22 protein-coding genes are annotated in these 25,127 nt (G+C 70.7%); 10 read left to right on the top strand and 12 right to left on the bottom strand.

From position 1 onward, the window contains the following. Positions 1 to 4: 4 nt before the first annotated feature. Together GGR64_RS13990 and GGR64_RS13985 are read right to left on the bottom strand one after the other, a co-directional pair. Positions 5 to 1,162: an efflux RND transporter periplasmic adaptor subunit gene (locus GGR64_RS13990; protein WP_184646576.1), complete on the bottom strand. Its 1,158-nt coding sequence runs from the start codon at positions 1,160 to 1,162 to the stop codon at positions 5 to 7. Between the two features lie 255 nt (positions 1,163 to 1,417). Next, a complete protein-coding gene (locus GGR64_RS13985; RefSeq protein ID WP_184646574.1) occupies positions 1,418 to 2,989 on the bottom strand; it encodes a YdiU family protein in 1,572 nt (523 codons plus the stop codon). A gap of 415 nt (positions 2,990 to 3,404) precedes the next feature. On the opposite strand from GGR64_RS13985, the gene GGR64_RS13980 reads away from it, so the two are divergent. Then, entirely contained in the window at positions 3,405 to 4,298 is an 894-nt protein-coding gene (locus GGR64_RS13980; protein ID WP_160971079.1) for an alpha/beta hydrolase, read from the top strand. Positions 4,299 to 4,331: 33 nt separating this feature from the next. Here the strand turns inward: GGR64_RS13980 and GGR64_RS13975 are convergent, their stop codons facing one another. Together GGR64_RS13975 and GGR64_RS13970 are read right to left on the bottom strand one after the other, a co-directional pair. Further along, positions 4,332 to 5,024, bottom strand: coding sequence for a glutathione S-transferase (locus tag GGR64_RS13975; protein ID WP_184646572.1), 693 nt, complete (start codon positions 5,022 to 5,024; stop codon positions 4,332 to 4,334). Positions 5,025 to 5,227: 203 nt separating this feature from the next. Next, positions 5,228 to 5,437, bottom strand: a complete 210-nt coding sequence (locus tag GGR64_RS13970; RefSeq protein ID WP_184646570.1) for a cold-shock protein — start codon at positions 5,435 to 5,437, stop codon at positions 5,228 to 5,230. 484 nt (positions 5,438 to 5,921) lie between these two features. Here GGR64_RS13970 and GGR64_RS13965 point away from each other — a divergent pair, with 484 nt between their 5' ends. From GGR64_RS13965 to GGR64_RS13955, 3 genes are all read left to right on the top strand, one after another. Continuing rightward, positions 5,922 to 6,467, top strand: coding sequence for a YaeQ family protein (locus GGR64_RS13965; protein WP_160971085.1), 546 nt, complete (start codon positions 5,922 to 5,924; stop codon positions 6,465 to 6,467). Continuing rightward, entirely contained in the window at positions 6,464 to 7,660 is a 1,197-nt protein-coding gene (locus GGR64_RS13960; protein WP_184646568.1) for an NAD(P)/FAD-dependent oxidoreductase, read from the top strand. The genes GGR64_RS13965 and GGR64_RS13960 overlap by 4 nt, the downstream gene beginning before the upstream one ends. A 249-nt stretch (positions 7,661 to 7,909) precedes the next feature. Further along, a complete protein-coding gene (locus GGR64_RS13955; protein WP_160967413.1) occupies positions 7,910 to 9,982 on the top strand; it encodes an EAL domain-containing protein in 2,073 nt (690 codons plus the stop codon). A 95-nt stretch (positions 9,983 to 10,077) separates the two neighbouring features. On the opposite strand, the gene htpX is transcribed toward GGR64_RS13955, so the two are convergent. Beyond that, positions 10,078 to 10,962, bottom strand: a complete 885-nt coding sequence (gene htpX, locus GGR64_RS13950; protein ID WP_160967411.1) for a protease HtpX — start codon at positions 10,960 to 10,962, stop codon at positions 10,078 to 10,080. A 103-nt stretch (positions 10,963 to 11,065) separates the two neighbouring features. Between htpX and gluQRS the strand changes: the two genes are divergently transcribed. The 3 genes from gluQRS (at position 11,066) to phaR (ending at position 13,520) form a co-directional block, all read left to right on the top strand. Next, positions 11,066 to 11,986 carry a tRNA glutamyl-Q(34) synthetase GluQRS gene (gene gluQRS / locus GGR64_RS13945; protein ID WP_184447668.1) on the top strand — a complete coding sequence of 307 codons (921 nt, stop codon included), beginning with the start codon at positions 11,066 to 11,068 and terminating at the stop codon, positions 11,984 to 11,986. Positions 11,987 to 12,053: 67 nt separating this feature from the next. After that, positions 12,054 to 12,794 carry a beta-ketoacyl-ACP reductase gene (locus tag GGR64_RS13940; RefSeq protein WP_160967408.1) on the top strand — a complete coding sequence of 247 codons (741 nt, stop codon included), beginning with the start codon at positions 12,054 to 12,056 and terminating at the stop codon, positions 12,792 to 12,794. 207 nt (positions 12,795 to 13,001) lie between these two features. Beyond that, complete coding sequence (gene phaR / locus GGR64_RS13935; protein WP_184447667.1) at positions 13,002 to 13,520, top strand: polyhydroxyalkanoate synthesis repressor PhaR; 519 nt, start codon at positions 13,002 to 13,004, stop codon at positions 13,518 to 13,520. A 299-nt stretch (positions 13,521 to 13,819) separates the two neighbouring features. Here phaR and GGR64_RS13930 read toward each other — a convergent pair whose 3' ends face one another. The 6 genes from GGR64_RS13930 to GGR64_RS13905 form a co-directional block, all read right to left on the bottom strand. After that, entirely contained in the window at positions 13,820 to 14,800 is a 981-nt protein-coding gene (locus GGR64_RS13930) for a TraB/GumN family protein (protein ID WP_184447666.1), read from the bottom strand. A gap of 13 nt (positions 14,801 to 14,813) precedes the next feature. Beyond that, positions 14,814 to 15,743 (bottom strand): DUF1684 domain-containing protein, encoded by a 930-nt coding sequence (locus GGR64_RS13925; protein WP_184646566.1) that lies wholly within the window; start codon positions 15,741 to 15,743, stop codon positions 14,814 to 14,816. Further along, entirely contained in the window at positions 15,743 to 17,620 is a 1,878-nt protein-coding gene (gene mutL / locus GGR64_RS13920) for a DNA mismatch repair endonuclease MutL (protein WP_184646564.1), read from the bottom strand. Before mutL ends, GGR64_RS13925 begins: the two co-directional genes overlap by 1 nt. Positions 17,621 to 17,754: 134 nt before the next feature. Then, a complete protein-coding gene (locus tag GGR64_RS13915) occupies positions 17,755 to 19,326 on the bottom strand; it encodes an N-acetylmuramoyl-L-alanine amidase (RefSeq protein WP_184646562.1) in 1,572 nt (523 codons plus the stop codon). Positions 19,327 to 19,406: 80 nt separating this feature from the next. Next, complete coding sequence (gene tsaE, locus GGR64_RS13910) at positions 19,407 to 19,889, bottom strand: tRNA (adenosine(37)-N6)-threonylcarbamoyltransferase complex ATPase subunit type 1 TsaE (protein WP_160967399.1); 483 nt, start codon at positions 19,887 to 19,889, stop codon at positions 19,407 to 19,409. Continuing rightward, positions 19,886 to 21,373 (bottom strand): NAD(P)H-hydrate dehydratase, encoded by a 1,488-nt coding sequence (locus tag GGR64_RS13905; RefSeq protein WP_184646560.1) that lies wholly within the window; start codon positions 21,371 to 21,373, stop codon positions 19,886 to 19,888. The genes tsaE and GGR64_RS13905 overlap by 4 nt, the downstream gene beginning before the upstream one ends. A 23-nt stretch (positions 21,374 to 21,396) precedes the next feature. Here GGR64_RS13905 and queG point away from each other — a divergent pair, with 23 nt between their 5' ends. The 3 genes from queG to GGR64_RS13890 are packed head-to-tail and all read left to right on the top strand — an operon-like array spanning position 21,397 to position 24,306. Beyond that, positions 21,397 to 22,524, top strand: coding sequence for a tRNA epoxyqueuosine(34) reductase QueG (gene queG, locus GGR64_RS13900; protein WP_184646558.1), 1,128 nt, complete (start codon positions 21,397 to 21,399; stop codon positions 22,522 to 22,524). Between the two features lie 26 nt (positions 22,525 to 22,550). Further along, entirely contained in the window at positions 22,551 to 23,891 is a 1,341-nt protein-coding gene (xseA, locus tag GGR64_RS13895; protein WP_184646556.1) for an exodeoxyribonuclease VII large subunit, read from the top strand. A 28-nt stretch (positions 23,892 to 23,919) separates the two neighbouring features. Beyond that, complete coding sequence (locus GGR64_RS13890; RefSeq protein ID WP_184646554.1) at positions 23,920 to 24,306, top strand: hypothetical protein; 387 nt, start codon at positions 23,920 to 23,922, stop codon at positions 24,304 to 24,306. 242 nt (positions 24,307 to 24,548) lie between these two features. Here GGR64_RS13890 and GGR64_RS13885 read toward each other — a convergent pair whose 3' ends face one another. Next, entirely contained in the window at positions 24,549 to 25,094 is a 546-nt protein-coding gene (locus GGR64_RS13885) for a lipocalin family protein (RefSeq protein WP_184447658.1), read from the bottom strand. Positions 25,095 to 25,127: the final 33 nt, after the last annotated feature.

Genomic DNA, 25,127 nt, shown 5'->3' with positions numbered 1-25,127 from the left:
CGGCTCAGCCCTGGCCGGCGGCAGGCGCGGCGGCGGCGGCCTTCACCGTCACCTTGGCACCGTCGCTGAGGCCTTGCCGACCCGCCACCACCACCCGTTCGCCGGGCTTCAGGCCATCGCCGACCAGCCAGCGATCGCCCACCGCGCGCAGCGTGGTGAACTCGCGTTGGCGCACCACGTTGTCGGCACCCACCACCCAGGCGACGGCTTCGCCACGCGGGGTGCGGTCCACCGCCGCCTGCGGCACCAGCAGCGCCTGCTGGCGCACGCCCTGCCCCACCAGCGCACGCACGTACATGCCCGGCAGCAGTTGCGCATCCGGATTGGGGAAACGCGCGCGCAGGGTCACCGCGCCGGTGGTTTCCTCCACGTCGAGGTCGGCGAACTCCAGCGTGCCCGGCAGCGGGTACGCGGTGCCGTCGGACAGGGTCAGCCGCACCTGCGTGCTGGCCGGCTGCACGCCGCCGGCGGCGATCGCCCGGCGCAGCGCCAGGAACTGGTTGCCGGACTGGGTGATGTCCACGTTCATCGGATCCAGCTGCTGGATCTTGGCGATGGCATCGGTCTGGTTGGCGGTGACCAGCGCGCCCGGGGTCACCCGCGCGCGGCCGATGCGCCCGCCGATCGGCGCCACGACCGTGGCGAAGCGCAGTTGCGTGCGTGCGGTGTCCAGCGCCGCGCGTTGCGCGTCGCGGCTGGCCAGCGCCTGCTTGTAGGCGGCCTGCGCATCGTCCACGTCCTGCTGCGCGGCCAGCCGGGTCTTGCCCAGCGTGCGGTAGCGCTCGGCACGCAGCGTGGCGGCGGCGAGCGTGGCCTCGGCGGTGGCCAGATTGGCCTGTGCCTGGTTGGCCGCGGCCTGGTACAGGGTCGGCTCGATCTGGAACAGCGGCTGCCCGGCCCGCACCGTGGCGCCCTCTTCGAACAGGCGCTGGCGCAGGATGCCGCTGACCTGCGGCCGCACCTCCGATTCTTCCGAGGCCACCGTGCGCCCGGCCAGTTCAACGCTCAGCGGCACGCTTTGCGGCTGCAGGGTCAGCACCTCCACCGTTTTCGGCGCCGGTGTCTGGGCGCTGCCTCCGCCCTTGCAGCCGGCGAACGCGAGCACGACGACGGACAGCAGCAACGGCAGCGCGCGGCGGCGCTGGACGAGAGGCGCGGGCATGCGCTTGATCCTGGGGACGACGAAAGGGGAGCGTCTAATTTATCAAAGACAAGAAGGCGCTGATGAAGGTGCCCTCACCCCTTCGCCGTCACGGCGCAGGACGGGCATCAGGCGCGGGCCGGGCGTACGCCGGCGGGCGACGGGGGGCGGTTGCGAGCCCCGCACGCTGGAAAACCTCACGCCTCGCCCGAATCGCGCGCCGGACCGCGCCATCAGCGCCCGGACCGACAGCCTGAGCGCACGCGCCGGCCCTGCTCAGGAACTGCAGGACAGCATCGAGCAGCCGGCCCGGCTCCGCGCCCAGTCCGGCCGCTTCGCCGCGAAGGCCTCGCGCCCGGGCTGTTCGTCGTAGGGATGGCGCATCACCTCCAGCAGTTCGTCGATGCCGCCGGTGTCGCCCTGCTCGGCGCGGTCGATCGCCTGCTGCGCCAGGTAGTTGCGCAGCACGTAGCGCGGATTGGCCGCACGCATCCGTGCGACGCGGGCGGCGGCGGGCAACGGATCCTGCTGCAGGCGCTGCGCGTAGCGCGCTAGCCAGGCCTCGAAGGCCGGGGCCTGCGTCGCCAGCCGGGCCGGGTCGTAGAACGCCTCGGCCAGCGCCGCCAGGGCCTGCGCCGGCGCCCAAGGCTGCAGCGGCAACGCGCTCAACCCGCGGAACCACAGGGTCATGTCGACCTCGCCCTGCTGCAGCAGGTCCAGCCCATCGCGCATCAGCGCCACATCGTCGTCGGCGCAGGTCGCCAGGCCGAGCTTGGCGGCGATGTTGTCGCGCTCGGCCTGCGCATACTCGGCGCGGAACCGCTCCAGGCCGTCGTGCAGCGGCGCGACGTCGTCGAACAGCGGTGCCAGCGCCTGCGCCAGCCGCCCCAGATTCCAGTACGCGACCTGCGGCTGGGTGCCGAAGCGGTAGCGACGGCCCTGCGCATCGGTGGTGTTGGGTGTCCAGTCCGGGTCGTAGTCGTCGACCCAGCCATAGGGGCCATAGTCGATGGTCAGCCCCAGGATCGACATGTTGTCGGTGTTCATCACCCCGTGCACGAAGCCGACCCGCATCCAGTGCGCGACCATGCGCGCGGTACGCGCGCAGATCTCGGCGAACCAGGCCGCGTCGCGCGCGCCAGCGGCACCCTGCAGGTGCGGGAAGTCGCGCGCGATCACCAGGTCGGCCAGGCGCCGCAGCAAGGCGGTGTCGCCGCGTGCGGCCGGCAATTCGAAACTGCCGAAGCGCACGAACGACGGCGCCACCCGGCACACCACCGCGCCCGGTTCGGCGCGCGGATGGCCGTCGTAGAACATGTCGCGCACCACCGTCTCGCCGGTGCCGACCAGGCTCAGCGCGCGGGTGGTCGGCACGCCCAGGTGATGCATGGCCTCGCTGCACAGGAACTCGCGGACCGAGGAGCGCAGCACCGCGCGGCCATCGGCGCCACGCGAATACGGCGTGGGCCCGGCACCCTTGAGCTGCAGTTCCCAGCGCCGCCCGTCCGCGCCCAGGGCCTCGCCCAGGGAGATCGCGCGGCCGTCGCCGAGTTGCCCGGCCCAATGCCCGAACTGGTGGCCGCCGTAGTTCGCCGCATAGGGCTGCATGCCCGGATAGCGCGCATTGCCGGCGAACACCGCGGCGAACTCCGGCGACCGCACCTCCTGCTCGGACAGCCCGAGCAAGGTCGCCACCTCCGGCGAATACGCCAGCAGCTGAGGCGCCACCACCGGGGTCGGCTCGACCGGCGACCACAGCGCCCCCAGCACCTCGCGGCGGCGCGGACCGGTTTCCGGATCGCCAGGCAGCTCGGCGACGAAGCGATTGTCGAAACGCAAGGCAGTCATGAGCACAGCGTAGAAGGCACAACCTGGATTGAAAAGGCCGCGAGGTGAGCACACGGTGCAGGCCTGTCGCCGCGCGGGCCTGCAAAGCCCCTCTCCCCCCGGGAGAGGGGTTGGGGTGAGGGTCGGGGCGCGAAGCGCATGCTGTGTTTCAAGTGCACCGGGCTTCGCCGTACTCTCATCCGCCCCTCCGGGGCACCTTCTCCCGCAGGGAGAAGGGAGTACAAGCCCCTCTCCCCCCCCGGGAGAGGGGTTGGGGTGAGGGTACGGCGCCGCAAAAGCTCCACGGCGCCGACGCGGGCACCGCAAGCCCACGCTCTTGCCAATCCCCACTCCCGAATCCCCAATCCCCGCCCCACCTCCACTCGCCACCGACATGGGCATCCGGCATGCTCCGCGCTCCTCTCCGGGATCGCCCATGTCCGACCGTCCGTCTCCGCCCCGCTGGCCCCGCAACGCCCTGATTGCCCTGTCCTCGCTGCTGGTCTCTGCCTGCAGCAGCCTGTTCTTCGGCGGCCTCAACGCCGGTTCCTCGCGCCATGGCCTCAGCGAGCAGCGCGGGATCGTCTACGACGCGGCGCACGGCCTGGCGCTGGACGTGTACCGCCCGGCCGGGGTGCAGCACGCGCCGGTGGTGGTGTTCTTCCACGGCGGCACCTGGAAGACCGGCAACCGCCAGAACTACCGCTGGGCCGGCGAAGCGCTGGCCCGGCACGGCGTGGTCGCGATCGTGCCGGACTACCGCAAGTATCCGCAGGTGACCCTGGATGGGTTCATGCGCGACGCCGCCAGCGCCGTGGCCTGGAGCCAGCGCCATGCCGCCGAGTATGGCGGCGACCCGCAACGGCTGGTGCTGATGGGCCACTCCGCCGGCGCGCACATCGCCGCGCTGCTGGCCACCGATGGCCACTGGCTGCAGGCGCAGGGCCTGTCGCCGCGGCAGTTGTGCGGCCTGGTCGGGCTGGCCGGCCCCTACGACTTCCTGCCGCTGACCGACCCGGACCTGATCGGCATGTTCGGCCAGGACCCGGCACAGCAGCGGCGCTCGCAGCCGGTGAACTTCGTCGACGGCGACGAGCCGCCGGCGCTGCTGCTGCACGGCGACGCCGACACGGTGGTGGAACCGCACAACAGCCAGTCGCTGCAGGCCGCGCTGCAGCGCGTCGGGGTGCCGGCCGAATTGAAGACCTATCCCGGCGTCGGCCACATGCGTCTGGTGCTGGCGCTGCGCAAGGACGACCCGGCGCTGCCGGTCATGGCCGACAGCATCGCCTTCGTGCGCGCCTGCCCGGCGCGTCCCGCCGGCCCCTGATCCGGCCGGCACCGCGAGCGGCGCGAACCGGGTTCAGCCGTCCGCGCTACCGAGCAGCTCGAACGGGCCGCCCTGCTGCAGCGCGCGCAGATAGGCCGGGCGCTGCTCGATCCGCTGCACGAACCCGGCCAGGTTCGGATGCGTCTGCAGGCCGATGCGCGCGGCCGCGGCCTGCACCGGGAAGCTCATCTGCACGTCCGCCGCGGTAAAGCGGTCGCCGGCGAACCAGCCAGTCTCGGCCAGCTCGCGCTCCATCCAGTCCAGGTGAAGGCGCACCTGCGGCCCGACGAAGCCCTGCATCGCCTTGTCGACGATGGCCTTGGCGATCGGCCGCGCGAAGAACGGCATCTTCGCCGAGCGGATCCGCCCGAACACCAGGCTCATCAGCAGCGGCGGCATCGCCGAGCCCTCGGCGTAGTGCATCCAGTAGCGGTAGCGCAGGCGCTCGGGCGAATCCAGCGGCTGCGGCGCCGGCGACAGCGTGCTGCCGGTGTCGTAGCGGTCCACCAGATAGTCGAGGATCGCCCCGGACTCGGCCAGGACGTGGCCGTCGTCCACCAGCACCGGCGACTTGCCCAGCGGATGGATCGCGCGCAGTTCCGGCGGCGCCAGCATGGTCTTGGGATCGCGCTGGTACTTGATCACCTGGTACGGCAGCGCCAGTTCCTCCAGCAACCACAACACGCGCTGCGACCTGGACTGGTTGAGGTGATGCACGGTGATCATGGCGACGGCTCCGGAGCTCGGGGGCCGCCATGGTAGCCGGATGCGGGTGTGAAGCCGCGCATGCAGGGCCCGTCGCTGCGCCTGGCGACCCGGCCGCAGCGCCGCCGCCGCAGCGCGCGCGATGCCCGAAAAACGATCGCCCAAACAAAAACGCCGGAAGCTTGCGCTTCCGGCGTCTGGCAACCTTGCGGTGGCGGGCGTCCTTAGACGGCCTGCACCTGGTCAGCCTGCATACCCTTCTGGCCCTGCACGGCGACGAAGGTCACCTTCTGGCCTTCCTGCAGCGACTTGAAGCCGGTGCCCTGGATCGCGCGGAAATGCACGAACAGGTCCGGGCCGCTTTCCGGGGTGATGAAGCCGAAGCCCTTGGCATCGTTGAACCACTTCACGGTGCCGTTCTGACGGTCAGTCATTTTGCTAACTCCTGAAACATTGAATTGAAGAAATCGCAGCCATCGGAAATCGAGGCCGAGACTGAGTTGCAGGCGTTAGTAAAGCGAGCGGAACGATGAAGTGGATCGCGAGATCTACTGCACCAAGCCACGATTCACGGTGACTCTAGCAAACACAGTGGGGTCACCATACGCGGGTAGCGCTCAAAAAGCGACATGTTTGTGTAGACAAACCGGGATCCACCACAAGGAAGCTGAACCCAACCCTAAAGTTAGCGCCAGCGCGGCCGAACCCCCTGCCGGCCCGTGGAAATTGCGCAAATCCGCCCGCGTACCTGGCAACGGCGACCGAGCCCGAGGCCATGGCGCATGCGTCCACATCAGCCTGCGGCCCCTCGCCCGCCCCAGCCAAGGCGGCCGGCACCGATCCCCATGTCCCACGCACGTTCCGGGCCCGGCGCCGCCGCACACCGTATCCTATTGCGCCCTCGATCCCGGTAGCCGCATGGCCCTCACCGCCACCCTCCGCAAGGCGGAGCTGCAGATTTCCGACATGGACCGCGGCTACTACGCCGCCCATTCCCTGACCCTGGCGCAACACCCGTCCGAGACCGACCAGCGGCTGATGGCGCGCCTGCTGACCTTCGCCCTGTTCGCCGAGGAGCGCCTGCTGTTCGGCAAGGGCCTGAGCAGCGACGACGAGCCCGACCTGTGGCGGATGGACTACACCGGCGCGATCGAGCAATGGATCGAGGTCGGCCAGCCCGACGAGTCGCGGGTGCGCAAGGCCTGCGGCCGGGCGCGCTCGGTGGTGGTGGCCAACTACGGCGGCCGCGCCGCGGACATCTGGTGGGACAAGAATGCCTCCGCCCTGGCCAAGCTCAAGCAGGTGCAGGTGATCGACCTGCCGGCCGACGCCGTCGCCGCGGCGGCCGAGCTGATCCAGCGCAGCATGCGGTTCGACGTGATGATCCAGGACGGCGAAGTGCAGTGGCTGGGCGACAGCGGCAGCTTCGCCTTCACCCCCTCGGTGCGCAAAGCCGCGGCATGAGCGCCGGGAACGCCCCCATCCAGACCGACGTCGTGGTGATCGGTGCCGGCGCCGCCGGGCTGATGTGTGCGATCGCCGCCGGCCAGCGCGGACGCCGGGTGCGGGTGATCGACCATGCCAACAAGGTCGGCAAGAAAATCTTGATGTCCGGCGGCGGCCGCTGCAACTTCACCAATACCGGCACCGGGCCGGGCAACTTCCTGTCCGCCAATCCGCACTTCTGCAAGTCGGCGCTGGCCCGCTACCGCCCCGCCGACTTCATCGACCTGGTCGAACGCCACGCCATCGCCTACCACGAGAAGGAACTGGGGCAGCTGTTCTGCGACGTCTCCTCCAAGCAGATCGTGCGCATGCTGGTGGACGAGTGCGCCGCGGCCGAGGTAACGGTGCGCACCAGTTGCAGCGTGCGCGCGGTGGAACGCGGCAGCGAGGGCTTCCGCCTGGACACCGACGATGGCCCGGTGCATGCGACGTCGCTGGTGGTGGCCACCGGCGGCCTATCGATTCCCAGCCTCGGCGCCAGCGGCTTCGGCTACGAACTGGCGCGGCAGTTCGGCCACGCGGTGCTGCCGACCCGTGCCGGGCTGGTCCCGCTGACCCTGAGCGGCAAGCACCAGGAACGCCTGCACGACCTGTCCGGCCTCGCCTTGCCGGTGGAGGCCAGTTGCAACGGCGCGCGCTTCCGCAACTTCATGCTGATCACCCACCGCGGGGTCAGCGGCCCGGCGATCCTGCAGATCTCCTCGTACTGGCAGCCGGGCGACGACCTGCGCCTGGACCTGCTGCCGGGGCAGGACGCGGCGAGCTGGCTGCGCGACCAGAAACGCCTGCGCGGTGCCGCCGAGCTGCGCACGGTGCTGGGCGAGGCGCTGCCGCGCCGCTTCGCGCAACGCCTGTGCGAGGTGTGGCTGCCGGACAAACCGGTGCGCCAACTGGACGAACCGCAGTTGCGCGCGGCCGCCGAGCTACTCGGCGCCTGGCCGCTGGTGGCCAGCGGCACCGAAGGTTACCGCACTGCCGAAGTCACCCTGGGCGGCGTGGATACCGACCAGGTGTCGTCCTCGACCATGGAATCGCGGCGCGTGCCCGGCCTGTACTTCGTCGGCGAAGTGCTCGACGTCACCGGCTGGCTGGGCGGCTACAACTTCCAGTGGGCCTGGGCCTCGGGCCATGCGGCTGGTTTGGCGGCGTGACCCCGCCGCCGGGATTGGGGATTCGGGATTGGGGATTCGTCAAGACAAACTCCGCACGGGTTGGGTTGGTCGGCCTGGGCTGGCTCGCGTATCTACAGCCGTGATGAGCCCGCCTTGGCGAATCCCCACTCCCGAATCCCAAATCTCCGCTTCACCTCGAATCCCCACTCCCGAATCCCCAATCCCCGCCCCTCATTCATGGACGCCGCAGCGGCCATCGTGTATTAAACCCCGTCTCCGGGAGGCTTCATGCACACAGGCAAAGACATCACCCTCCGCCTGATGATCGTCGACGACAGCGGCGAAGACGCCGAGGCGATCGTCAGCAGCCTGCGCAACAGCGGCATCGCCGTGCGCCCGTCGCGGCCGCAGCACGCCGAGGAGTTGTCGGCGACGCTGGCCGCGCAGCCGATCGACCTGGTGCTCAGCGCGCAGGCCCAGTCGATCCCGCTGCCGCAGGTGCTGCAGCGGGTCGCGGCCAGCGGCAAGGACATCCCGGTCATCGTACTGGCCGAACGCATCGACGAACAGGAATGGCTGGAGGCCGTGGCCGGCGGCGCGCGCGCGATCGCGCTGCGGCAGCGCCCCGAACATCTGCTGGCGGTGGTCCGCACCACCTGGGCCGACCTGCAGGCACGACGCGGGCTGCGCCGGATCGAGGCGCAGATGCGCGAGACCGAACGCCGCTGCGACGCGCTGATCGCCTCCTCGCGCGACCCGATCGCCTACATCCACGAAGGCATGCACATCCGGGCCAACGACGCCTACCTGGAGATGTTCGGGTTCGCGTCGTTCGACGACGTCGAAGGCGTGTCGCTGCTGGACATGGTCGCCCCGCAACACGTGGAAGGCTTCAAGCAACTGCTGAAGTCGCTAAGCAAGGGCGAGCCGCCGCCGGCGCAGTATCAGGTGGACGCACGCACCCTGGAAGGCGACAGCTTTCCGGCGACGATGGAGTTCGCCACCGCCAGCTACGAGGGCGAAGCCTGCGTGCAGGTGGTGTTCCGCCGCCGCGAAGAGTTCGACCCGGAACTGGCGCGCGAGGTCGAGGACCTGCGCCAGCGCGACCAGGTCACCGGCCTGCTCAACCGCCCGACCTTCATGCTGGCGCTGGAAACCGCGGTGGCCCAGGTCGGCCGCGGCGAGGGCCAGTACGGCTTCCTGCTGGTCGAGCCGGACCACTACGCGCGGCTACTGGCCGACATCGGCCTGGATTCGGCCGACGCGCTGGTCGCGGCGCTGGCCCAGCACCTGGCCGCCGCCATCGACGGCGACGTACAGGCCGCGCGCTTCGGCGAGCACAACTTCGCGCTGCTGCTGGAAGGCGACTACGCGCGCACCGCGGCGCTGGCCGAACGCCTGCTGCAGGCCTACGCCAGCCACGTGTTCAGCGTCGGCGAGCGCTCGGCCACGGTCACCGTCAGCATCGGCGGCGTGCAGATCGGCGAGAAGATCGCCAGCGTCGGCCAGGTCCTGGCGCGCGCCAGCGAGAACGTGCAGGCGACCGTCGAACTCGGCGGCAATGCCTGCAAGATCTTCGACCCCGGCGCGGCCGACCGCCTCGAGGAGGAGCGCGTGCAGCGCTGGGTCCAGCACCTGCGCGAGGCCCTGGCGGGCGACGGCTTCCTGCTGCACTACCAGCCGGTGCTGAACCTGCAGGGCGAGCCGCACGAACTGTACGAGGCTTACCTGCGCCTGGAGCGCAACGACGAGCTGATCGGCCCGTCGACCTTCCTCGGCATCGCCGCCGAACACGGCCTGACCGCCGAGATCGACCGCTGGGTGGTCGCCCGCGCGATCGCGGTGATCGGTGAACGCCAGCGCGCCGGCCACGCCACCAGCCTGCTGGTCAAGGTCAGCCCGGAGGCCTTCGCCGACACGCAGATGGTCGATCTGATCCGGCGCGAACTGGCCGCGCACGGCGTGCCCGGCGACCGCCTGTGGCTGCAGACGCCGGAGGCCAAGGTGTTCACCCACCTGCGCAACGCGCAGCAGTTCCTGGCCGACGCCACCACCCTGGGCTGCAAGGTCGGGCTGGAACAGTTCGGCTCCGGCCTGGACTCGTTCCAGCTGCTGGCACACTTCCAGCCCTCGTTCCTGAAGCTGGACCGCGGCTTCACCCAGGACCTGACCCAGACCCGCGAACACCAGGACAAGATCCGCGAGATCACCGCGCGCGCGCAGTCGGCGAGCATCCGCACCATCGCCGAGTTCGTCTCCGACGCGACCTCGATGAGCCTGTTGTTCAGCGCCGGCGTCGACTACGTGCAGGGCGAGTTCGTGGGCCTGGCCACGCCGGGGATGACGTTCGATTTTGCCTGAGGGGCGGAGATTCGGGATTCGGGATTGGGGATTCGCAAAAGCGCCGACCGGCGAAGCCTGCGCTTCGCCGGTCGGCGTGTCGATCCCGCGGTGGCTCAGCTCACTGTCGCGTTGACGTGCGAGGCGCGCAGGGTGGCGATGCGCTCGGACAGCGGCGGGTGGCTCATGAACAACTTGCGCAGGCCCTGGCCCAGGCCGCCGGCGATGCCGAACGCCTGCACCTGCGACGGCAAGGTGCTCTGCCCATGGTTGAGTTCCAGCCGCTGCAGCGCCGCGATCATCTTGGCGCGGCCGGCCAGGCTGGCGCCGCCGGCGTCGGCACGGAACTCGCGGTAGCGCGAGAACCACATCGCGATCATCGTCGCGAACAGGCCGAACACCAGTTCCAGCACCATCACGATCGCGAAGTAGGCCAGGCCGCGGCGGCCGTCGCGGTTGCCCGACAGGTAGCTGTCGATCACGCCGCCGACCACGCGCGCCAGCACGATCACGAAGGTGTTGAGCACGCCCTGCAGCAGCGCCATGGTCACCATGTCGCCGTTGGCGATGTGGCTGATCTCATGGCCCAGCACCGCCTCGGCCTCGTCCTCGGTCATGTTCTGCAGCAGGCCGGTGGAGACCGCGACCAATGCGTTGTTGCGGTTGGCGCCGGTGGCGAAGGCGTTGATCTCGGGGCCGTCGTACACGGCCACTTCGGGCATGCCGATGCCGGCCGCCTGCGCCTGGCGCTGCACGGTCTGCAGCAACCAGCGCTCGGTGTGGTTGCGCGGCTCGGTGATCACCTGCGCGCCGGTGGCGCGCTTGGCCATGAACTTGGACAGCAGCAGCGACACCAGCGAGCCGCCGAAGCCGAAGATCGCGGCCATCACCAGCAGGCCGCCCATCTGGTTGGGATTGACCCCGAACACGGACATGACAATGCCGGCCAGCACCAGCACCGCCAGGTTGGTGATGAGGAACAGGGCGATACGATTGAACATGTGAGCGTGGGCTCCGCACAGATTAAATGGAAGGATTGGCTCGAATCTGCGGTGTCGGCCGCTTGAATTCAAGCGCGTACCTGACCGAGGATTCAGCTTGCCCATGTCCCCGCCTCCCTATCGCGGCCGCTTCGCGCCCTCGCCCACCGGCCCGCTGCACCTGGGTTCGCTGCTTGCCGCCTTCGGCAGCTGGCTGCTTGCCCGCCACGCCGGCGGCCAATGGCTGCTGCGCATCGAGGACGTGGACCGCCCGCGCAGCGTGCCCGGCGCCGCCGAGCGGCAACTGGCCAGCCTGCGCGCCTGCGGCCTGGAGGCCGACGGGCTGGTGCTACGGCAGAGCGAGCGCGACCCGGTCTACCGCGACGCGCTGCAGCGGCTGCTGCAGGCCGGCCTCGCCTTTCCCTGCAGTTGCAGCCGTAGCGCGCTGGCGGCGCAGGGCGGCGTGCACCATGCCTGCGTCGCCGCCGCGCCGCGCGCGCAGCCGGCCATCCGCCTGCGCGTGCCGCCCGGCGTGGCCAGCGTGGTCGCCTTCGACGACGGCGTGCGCGGCCGGCTGAGCCAGGACGTCCATGCCGAGGTCGGCGATGTGGTGCTGCTGCGTGCCGACGGCTGCTGGGCCTACCAGTTGGCGGTGGTGGTCGACGATGCCGCACAAGGCATCACCGACGTGGTGCGCGGCGCCGACCTGCTGGAGTCCACGCCGCGGCAGATCCTGCTGCAGCGTGCGCTGGGTCTGCCGACGCCGCGCTACCTGCATCTGCCGCTGCTGCTCGACGCCGACGGCCGCAAGCTGTCCAAGTCGCACGCGGCGCTGCCGCTCGACGATGCCGACCCGCTGCCGGCGCTGCGCCTGGCCTGGGCCACGCTGGGCCAGCCGCCCGCAGCATTGGCAGGCGCCGGTTCGGTGCCGGGGCTGCTGGCCGCGGCGCTGCGGGCCTTCGATCCGGCCGGACTGCCGGCGCAGGACCGGAGCGTGGACGATGCCGCCGGTCAGCAGCGACATCCCCAGCGACATCAAGGCTGACTAGAATCGCACCTTCGGCCGCAGCACGGCCGCTCTTCCCTTTCCCTCTCTATCCGGAGCGACATCCATGACATCACGCGTTGCGCTGGTCACCGGCGGCACCGGCGGCATCGGAACCGCGATCTGCGAGCGGTTGGCCGCGCAGGGCCACCGCGTGGCCAGCAACTACCGCGACCAGGCCAAGGCCCTGGCCTGGCAGCAGCGCATGCGCGAGCGCGGCCATGACGTCGCTATCGTCCCCGGCGACGTCGCCTCGCCCGAGCACGCGCAGGCCCTGGTGCATGAGGTCGAACGCCAGCTCGGCCCGGTCGAGATCCTGGTCAACAACGCAGGCATTACCCGCGACACCACCTTCCACAAGATGACCGCCGAGCAATGGCACGAAGTCATCAACACCAACCTCAACTCGGTGTTCAACGTCACCCGACCGGTGATCGAGGGCATGCGCCAGCAGCGCTGGGGCCGGGTCATCCAGATCAGCTCGATCAACGGCCTCAAGGGCCAGTACGGCCAGGCCAACTACGCCGCGGCCAAGGCTGGCATGCACGGCTTCACCATTTCGCTGGCACGCGAAAACGCCAGCTACGGCATCACCGTCAACACGGTCTCGCCCGGCTACGTCGCCACCGACATGGTGATGGCGGTGCCGGAGGAAGTGCGCGCCAAGATCGCCGCCGAGATCCCCACCGGGCGTCTCGGCAAGCCGGAGGAGATCGCCTACGCCGTGGCGTTCCTGGTCGCCGAGGAAGCCGCATGGATCACCGGTTCCAACCTGGACATCAACGGCGGCCACCACATGGGTTGGTGATCGACTGAACCGCTCGGTCGGCGGCTTTCGCGCGAGGTAACGCTACCCCAACCGGCGCGAAGCGTAGCGTGGCGGCCCTTGGCCGCTCCGCGAATGCTGCGCAGCATGATTTCTATGCTGCACCCGCGTGTTCAGGGAGTAACGGCGGTTGCAAGCCCTGCTGCGCTGCGCCATGCTGCGCGCCTACCGTCACAGAGCGATCGCTTCATGGCTGAGATTCGCATCATCAAGAAGTATCCCAATCGCCGCCTCTACGACACCGAGATCTCCAGTTACATCACCATCGAAGACGTTCGCCAGCTGATCATCGACGGCGAGGAATTCGAAGTCCGCGACGCCAAGACCGGCGAAGACCTCAGCCGCGCGGTCCTGCTGCAGATCATCGCCGACCAGGAACAGGACGGCGAGCCGATGCTGTCCACGCAGTTGCTCAGCCAGATCATCCGCTTCTATGGCGACTCGCTGCAGGGCTTCATGGGCAACTACCTGGAGCGCAGCATGCAGGTGTTTCTCGACCAGCAGCAGCAGTTCCGCCAGCAGATGGGCAATCTGCTGGGGCAGACCCCGTGGACCATGATGAACCAGCTCACCGAGCGCAACCTGGAGCTGTGGCAGGAGTTCCAGCGCAACCTCGGCGCCGGCTTCGGCCGCCCCGCCGCCGGCACGGGCACCGGCAAGCCCGGCGAGCCGCCGGCCGGCGCTGCGCCGAAGTCGCGTCCGCGCTGATCCCTGCGCGCGGGGCGAGGTTCGGCGGGGCGCTGCGCGCCCTACCCTCACCCCAACCCCTCTCCCGGCGGGAGAGGGGCTTTAGCCTCTCCCTTCTCCCACCGGGAGAAGGTGCCCCGAAGGGGCGGATGAGGGTCGGGCGAAGCCTCGCAGACTTGCTTCAGCGCAGCGCTTCGCGCCCCGCCCTCACCCCAACCCCTCTCCCGACGGGAGAGGGGCTTTAGCCTCTCCCTTCTCCCACCGGGAGACGGTGCCCCGAAGGGGCGGATGAGGGTCGGGCGAAGCCGCGCAGACTTGCTTCAGCGCGACCGCGCCGGCTTGCAGCTCGCGCAGATCCGCTCGACCTTGTAGCCGCGCGCGCGCAGGCCATCGACCACGCCGTCCGGCCCCAGCAGGTGCAGCGCGCCGACTACCACCATGGTGTCGCCGCCGCCATCCTTCAGGCGTTGCTCCAGCCGCGGCAGCCAGGCCTGGTTGCGCTCCACGTCGATGCGCTGGTACAGCCGCGGGTAGTCGCGTTTCATCTGCGCGCCGATCTCCTGCCACAGCTGGCGCTCGTCGCCGCGGCGCCAGGCGTCGTGCAGGCGCAGGGTCTGCGCCGCGCCCTGCTCGGCATCGTCCAGCGCCTCGGTCAGCATCTGCTTCTGCTCCACCGGGTCCATGCCGTCGAGCAGGTCGATCTGCGCCTGCGCTGTCTCCAGGCCCTCGGCGGTCTTGCCGTCCTGCAGGGCCAGGGTCATGAAGTGGCGGTCCAGCCCGGCATCGGCCTGCAGGCCCTGCGCCTTCATGTCGGCGATGCTGATGCTGAGGCCGACGAACCACGGCTCGAAGCCGCTCATCTGCGCCAGCGGCAGGCCGTGGCCGGCGGCATAGCGGCGCAGCCGCTCCCAGGTGACCGGGTCCAGGTCGTCCTGCAGGCGCTTGCCGTCATGGCGCTGCGCCGCCTGCAGCATCTGCGCACCCAGTTGCGGCGCGTCCACGTCCTTCGGCGACAATTCGAAAAGCAGCCGCGGCGACGCCGCGTAGGCCGCATCGACCTCGCGCGCCAGCGGGTAGTCGTCGGCCTTGAGCATGTGGAACGAACCCAGCAAGTACAGCGTGCCGCGCGGGCCGCTGACCTTCCACAACAGCGGCGTGGGCGGCGCCACGGCGGGCGCAGCGGCGGCCGGTGCGACGGGCGTCGCCGCCACCGGCGGCGGCGTGCGGGCCAAGGCCGGCAGCGCCAGGCACAGCGACAGGCCCAGCAGCAGGCGGCGCAACAGGCGCGGGAACGGGGTCATCGGCATCCTCGGTTCAATGGGTGGCGGCGTAGGTCTTCTCGCCGGCATCCACCGCCAGGTCGAGGCGGTTCTCCGGCGGCGGCAGCGGACAGGTGGCGAACGGGGTGAACGCGCATGGCGGATCGTAGGCGCGGTTGAAATCCAGCACCACGCTGCCGTCGGCTGCCGGTGCATCCACGTCCAGGAAGCGTCCGGCCGGGTAGCTGCCGTGGCCGCTGGTGCGGTCGGCGAACACCACGAACAGCTTCCCGTCCGGCTCGCCGATCGCCTGCAGGCGGAAGCGCTTGCCGCCGCGCTCGAACTCCAGCGCGCCGGGATTGGGCGATGGCGTGGTGACGCCGATGATGTCGACGATGGGCAGGGTCGTGCCCGGCGGATTGGGCACGAAGCGCCCGTGCACGCGCCAGGATTCGGCCAGCGGCCAGGACGGCACGCCGGTGAAACTGCGCCGGGTCGGCGCGTCGGCGTGCTTGACCCGCAGCGCATAACGGCCGCCGCGTTCGATCAGGCTGAGCTTGCCCTTGCCGTCGTCGAAGTCGATCACCGTCGGCTGCGGGTCATGGTCGCCGTACAGGCGGATGCGCCCCTGCACCGGCGTACCGGCGACGCTGAGCGCGGCGCCACGTTCGGGGGTCAGGTAGACCTCGCGCTGCACCTGCGACACCAGCGCCATCCGCGCCGGCCCCACCGCCAGGCGGATGCCGCTGTCCGCGCCGCTGCCGATGTAGTGCTCTTTCAATTCCAGCCAGTGCAGGCCGACCAGGCTGGTCCAGCCATCCGGCGCCTGCAGCTCGCGCTGGCGCTGCGCGCGCCAGGCCTGTTCGTCGGCCACGAAGCGCGCGTCCATCGCCTTCGGCGCGGCCGGTGCCGGCGCCTGTTTGCCACAGCCCCCCAAGGCGACGAGCGCCGCCAGCAACGCCGTCGTCCACACCCGCTTGCGCATCATCGCCCCCGCAAGAACCAACGATCGATCTCGCCCAGGGTGAACCGCGCCCAGGTCGGACGCCCATGATTGCACTGTCCGGAGCGCTCGGTGGCTTCCATGTCGCGCAGCAAAGCGTTCATTTCCGGCACGGTGAGGCGCCGGTTGGCGCGCACCGCGCCGTGGCAGGCCATGGTCGACAGCAGCGCGTCGCGCGCGCCGGCGACGCGGCCGCTGTGGCCGTGTTCGCGCAGGTCGGTGAGCACGTCGCGCAGCAAGGCCTCCGGCTCGGCCTGCGCCAGCAAGGCCGGGATGCTGCGCACGTGCAGCGATTGCGGTCCGCTGCGGGTGATCTCGAAACCGAGCGCGGCCAGCGTCTCCGCCTCGCGCTCGGCGGTGTCGGCATCGCGTTCGCCGACCGCCAGGGTGATCGGCACCAGCAGCGGCTGCGCATGCAGGCCGATGCCGTCGTGCGCGGTCTTCAGGCGCTCGTAGCCGATGCGTTCGTGCGCCGCGTGCATGTCCACCACGATCAGGCCGTCGGCGTTCTCGGCCAGGATGTAGATGCCGTGCAACTGCGCAATGGCGTAGCCGAGCGGTGGCACGCCACTGTCGGCGGACGTCGGTGGCAGGCCGCCGGCCGGGTCCTGGGTCTGCCGCGGCAGGCCGGTGGCACTTCCCGCCTCCGCGGCAGGCGCGTACAGCGCCGCATACGCCGCTGGCGCCTCTTCCACTCGCAAGCCCAGCGGCGATTGTGCCGGCCGCCACTGCGCACCGTAGCCGTAGCCCTGTCCGCCACCGCCCGCCCCACTGCCGCCGTTCGGCGCACCTGCGGGTGCCCAGGCCGCAGCGCCCGCGGTTGGCGCCGCTGCCGATTCGGCGCCAAGCGCGCCGGGCAGGCTGCCGGCACGGGTCTGCGCCAGCGCGTCCTGCAACGTGCGATAGACGAAATCATGGATCAGCCGCGCATCGCGGAAGCGCACCTCGTGCTTGGCCGGATGCACGTTGACGTCGACCCGCGACGGCTCCAGTTCCAGGAACAGCACATAGGCCGGCTGGCGGCCATGGAACAGCACGTCGCCGTAGGCCATCTTCACCGCATGGGCGACGCTGCGATCGCGCACCGAGCGGCCGTTGACGTAGAGGTATTGCTGATCGGCACTGGCGCGCGAGTAATGCGGCTGCGCGATCCAGCCGTGCAGGCGCAGGCCGGCGCCGCTATGGTCCACGCGCAGCGCCTGCCGCGCGAAGTCCTCGCCCAGGGTCTCGCCCAGGCGCGCATCCGAATACAGATCGCCGGGCTTGTAGCGCCGCGACGGCTTGCCGTTGTGCGAGACGCGCAGCTCCACGTCCGGGCGCGCCAGCGCCAGCGAACGCAACCACTCCTCGATGTGGCCCAGTTCGGTGCGCTCGGCCCGCAGGAACTTGCGCCGCGCCGGCACGTTGTAGAACAGCTCGCGGACCTCGACCAGGGTACCCGGCGGCAGCGCGCGCGGCTGCACCTCGCCGACCTTGCCGCCCTCGACCTGCAGGGCCGCGCCGTGTTCGTCGCCGGCACGGCGCGAGGCCAGGGTGAAGCGGCTGACCGAAGCGATCGACGGCAGCGCTTCGCCGCGGAAGCCGAGCGTGCCCACCGATTCCAGATCGTCCAGCGAGGCGATCTTGCTGGTGGCATGTCGCGATATCGCCAGCGGCAGTTCCTCGGGCGCGATGCCGCCACCATCGTCGCGGATGCGGATCAGGCGCACGCCGCCTTCTTCCAGATCGATGTCGACGCGGTGCGCGCCGGCGTCCAGCGCGTTCTCCACCAATTCCTTGACCACCGAGGCCGGACGCTCGACCACTTCGCCTGCGGCGATCTGGTTGATCAGGATCTCGGGCAGCTGACGAATGCTCATGCCGCCGTCGCTCCATGCACGCGCAGGCGCGCACCGGTCTTGGCGACAGGACGAAAACGACAGCAGGGAAAGGACATCGGCACGGCTCGCGGCGCGGACGCCGTCATCGAGGATCAGCCGTTAATGATAGCGCCTCAGCGGCTGCCGCCGGCCACGGTGCTGGCCGCTTCCGCCTCGGCCTGCGCACGCGCGGCGAACAGCGTGCCCGGCGGCGGCTGCCGGGTGAAGAAGGTGCTGACGCCGTCGAGCACCGCGCCGGCGATGCGGCGCTGGTAGGCCGGATCGGTCAGCCGGCGCTCTTCGTCCGGGTTGGAGATGAAGGCGGTCTCGACCAGCATCGCCGGCATGTCCGAGGTGCGCAGCACCGCGAAGTTGGCGCGCTCGATCTCGGGCTTGTGGTTGTTGCCGATCCGCTTCAGCCCGCCCAGCACATGGCCGGCCGCGTCTTCGGAAGCCTTCATGTGCCCGCTCTGGGCCAGGTCCAGCAACACGTTGGCCAGGGTGCTGTCGGTCTTCTGCAGGCGCACGCCGCCGATCAGGTCGGCGGCGTTTTCCTTGTCCGCCAGCCAGCGCGCGCGCTGCGAGGACGCGCCCTTGGTCGAAAGCACGTACACCGAGGAACCGGTCGCGCTGCGGTTTTCCGCGGCGTCGGCGTGGATCGAGATGAAGATGTCGGCCTTGGCCGCGCGCGCCTTCTGCGCGCGCATCGGCAAGGGAATGAACACGTCCGTGGTGCGGGTCATGTAGGCCTTCATGCCCGGCGTGGCGTTGATCTGGCGCGCCAGTTCGCGGCCGATCGCCAGGGTCACGTCCTTCTCGTGCTTGCCGCTCGGGCCGCTCGCGCCCGGATCCTGGCCGCCATGGCCCGGATCGATCGCCACGATCAGCGGGCGCATGCCCGGCGCCATCTTCACCCGCGATGCCGCGCTCGGCATCACCGGCCGTGCTTCGGCGGCAGCGGCAACCGCTGCGTCGTCGTCCGCGTCGTCACGCTCGGAAGGATCGTTCGCCGGCGGCGCGACCGTCGCGGGCGTCGGCACCACGCCGGGCACGGGACGGCCGGGCACCGCCGCAGCAACGCTCGGCGCAGAGGCCACGACGGTCGGTGCGGGCGCGGGCGCCACTGGCGGCGGGACCGGGGTCGGCTGATTGGCACGCTGCACCACCGACGAGGTCAGCGCCGCAGTCGCGCGTGCCGCTTCGGCGCGCGCATCCACTGCGGGCTTCGGTGCCGGAACGGGCGGCGCGGCCTGCGGTACCGGGGTCGCGGCTGCCGGCGCGTCGCCAGCCACCGCACGACCCGACGGCGCCTCGCCCGGCCACTCGATCACCAGCACCGAACTGCCGCCGACGGTCTGCATCTGCGGCTTGAACGCCACCACCGAGCTGCTCAGGTCGAACACGATGCGCAAGGTGCCCGGCACCGGGTGTCCGGTGCGCACCGCGCTGACCACGCCGCCGCCGGCCGGCAGCTTCAGGCCCTTGGCGGCGGAGGAATCGGGAAGATCGACCACGAGGCGATTCGGATTGGCCAGCGACAGCGTGCTGAAGCCGCCACTGCCCTGCAGGCGGATCTCGGCGCGGGTGCCGGTGGCACCGTTGTCGAGCGAGACCGACTGTACCTGCCCGGCAAACGCCGTCTGCACCGCCAGGCACCAGCCTGCGGCAGCGGCAAGACTGGTGAAAAAACGGGTCCCCGGGCGCATAACGCGATTCAAACATCGCTGGGAGCCAAAGGCAAGCGGTTTTCCCTTAATAATCCATAACCTGCCTTCACTTTCTAGCGTCAGCCGGCAAAAAGTCCTTGCAAGTCGGCCTCCTCGGCCACCCGCGCCAGCCACGCGGCGCCCGCATCGGTACGCGCCTGCAGGGCGACGCTGCGCCCGCGATCGCGCACCGCCAGGCGCACGTCCAGGTCGGCCGGCGCCAGCACGTCCCCACCGCGCTCGGGCCATTCCACCAGCCACAGCGTGGCCCCGCCCTCGTCCAGCCCCAGGAAATCCAGTTCGCCGGCCGCGCCGATGCGGTACAGATCCAGGTGCCAGGCCTCGCCGTCGGCCAACGGGTAGCGCTCCACCAGGGTGTAGGTGGGGCTGCGGATCGCCCCCTGCACGCCGAGCGCGCGCAGCAGCGCCCGCGCCAGGGTCGATTTGCCGGCGCCCAAATCCCCGTGCAGATGCACCGAGGCCTGCGCCGGGCGGGTCGCGGCCAGCGCGCGGCCGAGACGTTCGGTGGCCTCGCTGTCGGGCAGGAACAAGGTGATGCTCATGGTTCGGATTCCGGATTGGACAGGCGCCGCAGCGCCGGCAACAGGTCGGTGGGCAGCAGCCCGCGCTGGCCCGCGGCAGCGGCATGGTCGCCGGCGCCGGCATGCAGCAGGGCGCCGACGCTGGCCGCTTCGAATGCCGGCAGGCCTTGCGCGCGCAGCGCCGCGATCACCCCGGTCAACAGATCGCCCATGCCGCCGACCGCCATGCCCGGATTGCCGGCGGCGATCACCCGTGGCGTTTGCCCGGGCGCGGCAACCAGGCTACCGGCGCCTTTCAGCACTACCGCGGCCTGGTAGCGGTCGGCCAATGCCGCGGCAGCCGCGAAGCGATCGCGTTGCACCTCGGCGGTGGCGATGCCGAGCAGGCGCCCGGCCTCGCCCGGATGCGGGGTCAGCACCGCCTGCGGCACGGCACGTGGCGCCTGCGCCAGCAGATTCAATGCGTCGGCATCCACCACCAGTGCGCAGTCCTCGTCGGCCAGCACCGCCTGCCACAGCGCCTGCGCCCAGGCGTCCTGGCCCAGCCCGGGGCCGAGTGCGACCACGCTGGCCTTGCCCAGCAACGGCGCCAACGACGCCGCCTCGTCGACCGCATGCACCATCGCCTCCGGACAGCGCGCCAGCAACGGCGCCACGTGCACGCCGCGGGTCGCCACGCTGACCAGGCCGGCCCCGCTGCGCAGCGCCGATTCGGCGCTGAGCATCACCGCCCCACCGCTGCCGAGGTTGCCGCCGACGCACAGAACATGGCCGGAATCGCCCTTGTGGCTGTCCTGCCGACGCGGCGCCAGACGGCTGCGCAAGGCGCCAACGGCCCAGGCCTGCGCGCGCGGCGCGCAGCCGGCGAACGCGGCCGCTGGCACCTCCAGCGTCGCCAGCGCCCGCTCGCCGACATGGTTCAAGGCCGCGCCGGTATGCAAGCCGGCGTGGGCCACGATGAACTGCAGCGTCAGTGTTGCCGGCAACACCGCACCGGGCACGCTGCCGGACTCGGCGTCCACGCCGCTGGGCACGTCCAGCGCCAGCACCGGCGCGCCGAGTCCGCCCAGCGCGCCGAGCAGCGCGGCCAGTTCGGCGTCCGGTGCGCGATTGAGGCCGATGCCGAGCAGCGCATCGACCACCACATCGGCCGGCGCCAGCGCTGCGTCGAACTCCTCGATGCGACCGCCGACACCGATGTAGTCGGTGCAGGCGCGCTGCGCCAGCGGCGATTGCGGGCCGCGCCCGGGCAACTGCAGCACGCGCACCTGGCGCCCGGCGCGATGCGCCAGCCGGGCCAGCACGTAACCATCGCCGCCGTTGTTGCCGCTGCCGCAGGCCACCAGGATGCGCTGCGCCTGTGGCCAGCGCTGCAGCAGCGTCTGCCAGGCGGCCTGGCCGGCGCGCTGCATCAGCGTGTAGCCGTCGCCGCCGAGCAGCGCGGTGGCCTGCGCATCGATGCGGCGTGCGGCCGCGGTGGCATAAAGATCGAAGCAGTCGTACATGCACGGGATTCTATACTTGCGCGATGTCCGCCCGCCTCGACATCGCCGACCCCCACGCTGCGGCCGCGCGCATCCGCGCGTTGGCGCGCACGTTCGGCTTCCAGCGCTGCGGCATCGCCGGGATCGAACTGCAGCAGGACGAGGCGCATCTGCGCGACTGGCTGGCGCAGGGCCTGTACGGCACGATGCACTGGATGGCCCAGCACGGCGACAAGCGCGCGCGCCCGGCCGAACTCATTCCCGGCACGCTGCGGGTGATCTCGGTGGGCCTGGACTACGGCCGCAACGACGACGATTCGGCCTGGGACACGCTGCGCGACGGCGAGCGCGCCTACGTCGCGCGCTATGCGCTGGGCCGCGATTATCACAAGCTGATGCGCAACCGCCTGCAGAAGCTGGCCGAGCGCATTCAAGAGGAGATCGGCCCGTTCGGCCACCGCGTGTTCGTCGATTCGGCACCGGTGCTCGAACGCGCCCTGGCGCGCGACGCCGGCCTCGGCTGGATCGGCAAGCACACCTGCCTGATCGACCGCAACGGCGGCTCCTGGTTCTTTCTCGGCGAGATCTACGTCGATCTGCCGCTGCCGATCGATCCGCCGGCCACCGCGCACTGCGGCACCTGCACGCGCTGCATCGACGTCTGCCCGACCCAGGCGATCGTCGCGCCGTACCGGCTCGATGCGCGCCGCTGCATCGCCTACCTGACCATCGAGCACGACGGCGCAATCCCCGAAGACCTGCGTCCAGCGATCGGCAACCGTATCTTCGGCTGCGACGACTGCCAGCTGATCTGCCCCTGGAACAAGTTCGCCAAGCGCAGCGACGAGCCGGACTTCCGCGCCCGCAACGATCTGGACAAGGCCACGCTGGCGCAGTTGTTCGCCTGGGAGGAAGACGAATTCCTGCGCCGCACCGAAGGCAGCGCGATCCGCCGCAGCGGCCACGAACGCTGGCTGCGCAATCTGGCGGTGGCGCTGGGCAACGCCCCGACCACGCCGCAGGTGCTGGCCGCGCTGGGCGCGCGCGCGCAGCATCCCTCGCCGCTGGTGCGCGAGCACGTGCAATGGGCGCTGGCGCAGCATGCGCAGGCGCCGACACGTGTGACGGCAGCGCCGGCAGCGCCGATGCCGAAAGCGAACGTGCGAGGATAGGCGCCCGTACGCCCTGCACTGCCCGCATGCCCGATCGCGCCGACCAGATCTTCAGCCCCAGCCAGCTCAACACACTGGCCCGCGACCTGCTGGAGAGCACGTTCTCAGTGGCCTGGGTGGAAGGCGAACTGGGCAACGTCACCCGTCCCTCGTCCGGCCATCTGTACTTCACCCTGAAGGACGCGCGCGCACAGGTGCGTTGCGCCATGTTCAAGCCCAAGAGCCAGTGGCTGCGGTTCGTGCCACGCGAAGGCCTGCGCGTGCTCGCGCGCGGGCGCCTGACCCTGTACGAAGCGCGCGGCGACTACCAATTGGTGCTGGACCACCTGGAGGAGGCCGGCGAAGGCGCATTGCGCCGCGCGTTCGAGGACCTCAAGGCCCGGCTCGCCGCCGAGGGCCTGTTCGCCAGCGAGCGCAAGCGCTCCCTGCCCGGGTTCATGCGCCGCCTGGCGGTCATCACCTCGCCCAGCGGCGCCGCAGTGCGCGACGTGCTGAGCGTGCTCGGCCGGCGCATGCCGCTGCTGCAGGTGGACATTCTGCCGAGCCTGGTCCAGGGCGACAGCGCCGCGGCGCAGATCGCCGCATTGCTGCGCCAGGCCGACGCCAGCGGCCGCTACGACGCGATCCTGCTGACCCGCGGCGGCGGTTCGCTGGAGGACCTGTGGGCGTTCAACGACGAACACCTGGCCCGCACCATCGCCGCGGCCATCACCCCGGTGGTGTCGGCGGTCGGCCACGAAACCGACGTGACCCTGGCCGATTTCGCCGCCGACCTGCGTGCGCCGACGCCGTCGGTCGCCGCCGAATTGCTGGTCCCCGACCAGCGCGATCTTAGTGCGCGCCTGCGTGCCCAGCATGCCGCGCTGCTGCGCTGGCAGCAGCACCGGCTGCGGCAAGCGCAGCAACGCGCCGACCGCGCCCTGCTGCGCCTGCAGGCGCAGAGTCCGCAAGCGCGCCTGCAATTGCTGCAGCGCCGCCAGCACGAGCTCGGACGACGGCTGAAGACAGTCTGGCGGCAACAGCAGGAACGCCGCCATGCGCAGTTGCGCCATGCCGCCGCAGTGCTGCGCGCCTCCCAACCGCAGCGGCGGCTGGCGATGCTGCGCGTGCGCCTGCTTGCGCTGGGCCGGCGCCCGCAGGCGGCGATGGCGCGGCAGCTGCAGGCCGATGCGCAGCGCCTGCGGGCGTTGGCCCGTGCACTGGAGACGGTCAGCCCGCTGGCCACGGTGGCGCGCGGCTACAGCATCCTGAGCCGCGCCGACGACGGCAGCGTGGTGCGCTCGGCGGCCCAGGTCGCGCCCGGCGATCGCCTGCGCGCACGCCTGGCCGACGGCGAATTGCACCTGCGTGCCGAGCGCACGGAGTGATCCCTTCGCCCCATCGCCCTTGCCGCCCATGACCGGCAACCTCCACGAAGAAAGGATCAAGGCGATCCTGCAGGGCATGCGCCGCGCCGAACGGCGCCGGGCCGCGCGCCGCGCCGACAGCAATGACCTGCTGTCGCTGATCGACGGCGCCGCCTATGGCGCGCCGGAGGATGCGCAACGCGCGCTCGCCTGGCTTGCGCACGACGGAACCCTGGAGCACCTGAACCACGCCGACCTGCACAATGTCGGCGAAACCATCTGCGTGGCCTGGAACGGCTGCGGCAGCGACCTGGCGACGCTGTCGCAATGGCTGCGGGAGGTACGCCTCGCCGACGGTCGCAGCGCACTGCAGACCCTGCGCGACGGCGACAGCGCGGCGCTGCTGGACGCGGCGCTGACGGCGTTTCCCAGCTAGCGCGGATCACGCGATGCGCGCAGTGCGGCTCCTCGCCACGCGAATGCAACCGTCCGACACGCGCTGCGCGTGAGACACAAGCGGCAGTTCGTCGCTGGCGCATGTCATCGCATCGCGGCAAGGCGAAGCGCGCAGGCATGCCGGCCCGTTTGCCAAGCCCGCGGCCCACAACACCTACCGAGACGACACACGAGACATTCGGCACATGAGGCCGCGTGGCGAGGCGACCGGCGCCAGCACCGTCAATCCAGCGGCGCGACCACCAGCAGCGGATCGAGGTCATACCCCATCGCCAGCGCCTTGGCCTTGATCCCTTCGAACACCGTGCGCGACATGCGCGGCGAGCGCGACAGCACCCACAGGTACTTGCGCCCAGGTTCGCCGATCAACGCCCACTGATAATCCGGATCCAGCGCGATCACCCAGTAGTCGGCCCACACGAACGGTACCCAGCCCAGCCAGTCCGGCGCAAAGCGCACCTGCAACCGCCCGGGATGCCCCTCCACCCGCCTTGCCACGCCTTCGGCCGCCAGCCTGTCGCCGCTGGCAGTGCGACAGGCGTTGCGCACGCCGATCTGGCCATCGTCGCGCAACACGTAGGCTGCGGTGACGTCGCCGACGCACTTCTTCTGGAAGGAGACCGGCAGGTGCGCGATCTCGTGCCACTGCCCGGCATAACGACCGAGATCGAACTCGGCGACCGAGGTCACCGGCTGCGCGGCGCGCAGCGGCGGTGCGAGGCACAACAGGCACGCCAGCAACAGCAGCGCGATCGGCGAGAAGCGCATGCGCAGGTTCCGATGGACGGGAAGCAGCAGCTT

The organism is Xanthomonas sp. 3307, assembly GCF_014199735.1.
Lineage (GTDB): Bacteria > Pseudomonadota > Gammaproteobacteria > Xanthomonadales > Xanthomonadaceae > Xanthomonas_A > Xanthomonas_A rydalmerensis.
The sequence above is the reverse complement of the archived record's forward strand: the minus strand, read 5'-3'. Positions and strand labels throughout refer to the sequence as shown.

Bases quoted from the DNA above. Each gene is read 5' to 3' on its own strand.
- GGR64_RS13980 (WP_160971079.1), top strand. From the start codon at position 3,405: ATGTCCGACCGTCCGTCTCCGCCCCGCTGGCCCCGCAACGCCCTGATT.
- GGR64_RS13905 (WP_184646560.1), bottom strand. From the start codon at position 21,373: ATGTACGACTGCTTCGATCTTTATGCCACCGCGGCCGCACGCCGCATC.
- GGR64_RS13975 (WP_184646572.1), bottom strand. From the start codon at position 5,024: ATGATCACCGTGCATCACCTCAACCAGTCCAGGTCGCAGCGCGTGTTG.
- GGR64_RS13990 (WP_184646576.1), bottom strand. From the start codon at position 1,162: ATGCCCGCGCCTCTCGTCCAGCGCCGCCGCGCGCTGCCGTTGCTGCTG.
- tsaE (WP_160967399.1), bottom strand. From the start codon at position 19,889: ATGAGCATCACCTTGTTCCTGCCCGACAGCGAGGCCACCGAACGTCTC.
- GGR64_RS13915 (WP_184646562.1), bottom strand. From the start codon at position 19,326: ATGCGCCCGGGGACCCGTTTTTTCACCAGTCTTGCCGCTGCCGCAGGC.
- GGR64_RS13955 (WP_160967413.1), top strand. From the start codon at position 7,910: ATGCACACAGGCAAAGACATCACCCTCCGCCTGATGATCGTCGACGAC.
- GGR64_RS13930 (WP_184447666.1), bottom strand. From the start codon at position 14,800: ATGACCCCGTTCCCGCGCCTGTTGCGCCGCCTGCTGCTGGGCCTGTCG.
- GGR64_RS13970 (WP_184646570.1), bottom strand. From the start codon at position 5,437: ATGACTGACCGTCAGAACGGCACCGTGAAGTGGTTCAACGATGCCAAG.
- gluQRS (WP_184447668.1), top strand. From the start codon at position 11,066: ATGTCCCCGCCTCCCTATCGCGGCCGCTTCGCGCCCTCGCCCACCGGC.
- GGR64_RS13890 (WP_184646554.1), top strand. From the start codon at position 23,920: ATGACCGGCAACCTCCACGAAGAAAGGATCAAGGCGATCCTGCAGGGC.
- GGR64_RS13965 (WP_160971085.1), top strand. From the start codon at position 5,922: ATGGCCCTCACCGCCACCCTCCGCAAGGCGGAGCTGCAGATTTCCGAC.
- mutL (WP_184646564.1), bottom strand. From the start codon at position 17,620: ATGAGCATTCGTCAGCTGCCCGAGATCCTGATCAACCAGATCGCCGCA.
- xseA (WP_184646556.1), top strand. From the start codon at position 22,551: ATGCCCGATCGCGCCGACCAGATCTTCAGCCCCAGCCAGCTCAACACA.
- GGR64_RS13885 (WP_184447658.1), bottom strand. From the start codon at position 25,094: ATGCGCTTCTCGCCGATCGCGCTGCTGTTGCTGGCGTGCCTGTTGTGC.
- GGR64_RS13985 (WP_184646574.1), bottom strand. From the start codon at position 2,989: ATGACTGCCTTGCGTTTCGACAATCGCTTCGTCGCCGAGCTGCCTGGC.
- htpX (WP_160967411.1), bottom strand. From the start codon at position 10,962: ATGTTCAATCGTATCGCCCTGTTCCTCATCACCAACCTGGCGGTGCTG.
- GGR64_RS13960 (WP_184646568.1), top strand. From the start codon at position 6,464: ATGAGCGCCGGGAACGCCCCCATCCAGACCGACGTCGTGGTGATCGGT.
- queG (WP_184646558.1), top strand. From the start codon at position 21,397: ATGTCCGCCCGCCTCGACATCGCCGACCCCCACGCTGCGGCCGCGCGC.
- GGR64_RS13925 (WP_184646566.1), bottom strand. From the start codon at position 15,743: ATGCGCAAGCGGGTGTGGACGACGGCGTTGCTGGCGGCGCTCGTCGCC.
- GGR64_RS13940 (WP_160967408.1), top strand. From the start codon at position 12,054: ATGACATCACGCGTTGCGCTGGTCACCGGCGGCACCGGCGGCATCGGA.
- phaR (WP_184447667.1), top strand. From the start codon at position 13,002: ATGGCTGAGATTCGCATCATCAAGAAGTATCCCAATCGCCGCCTCTAC.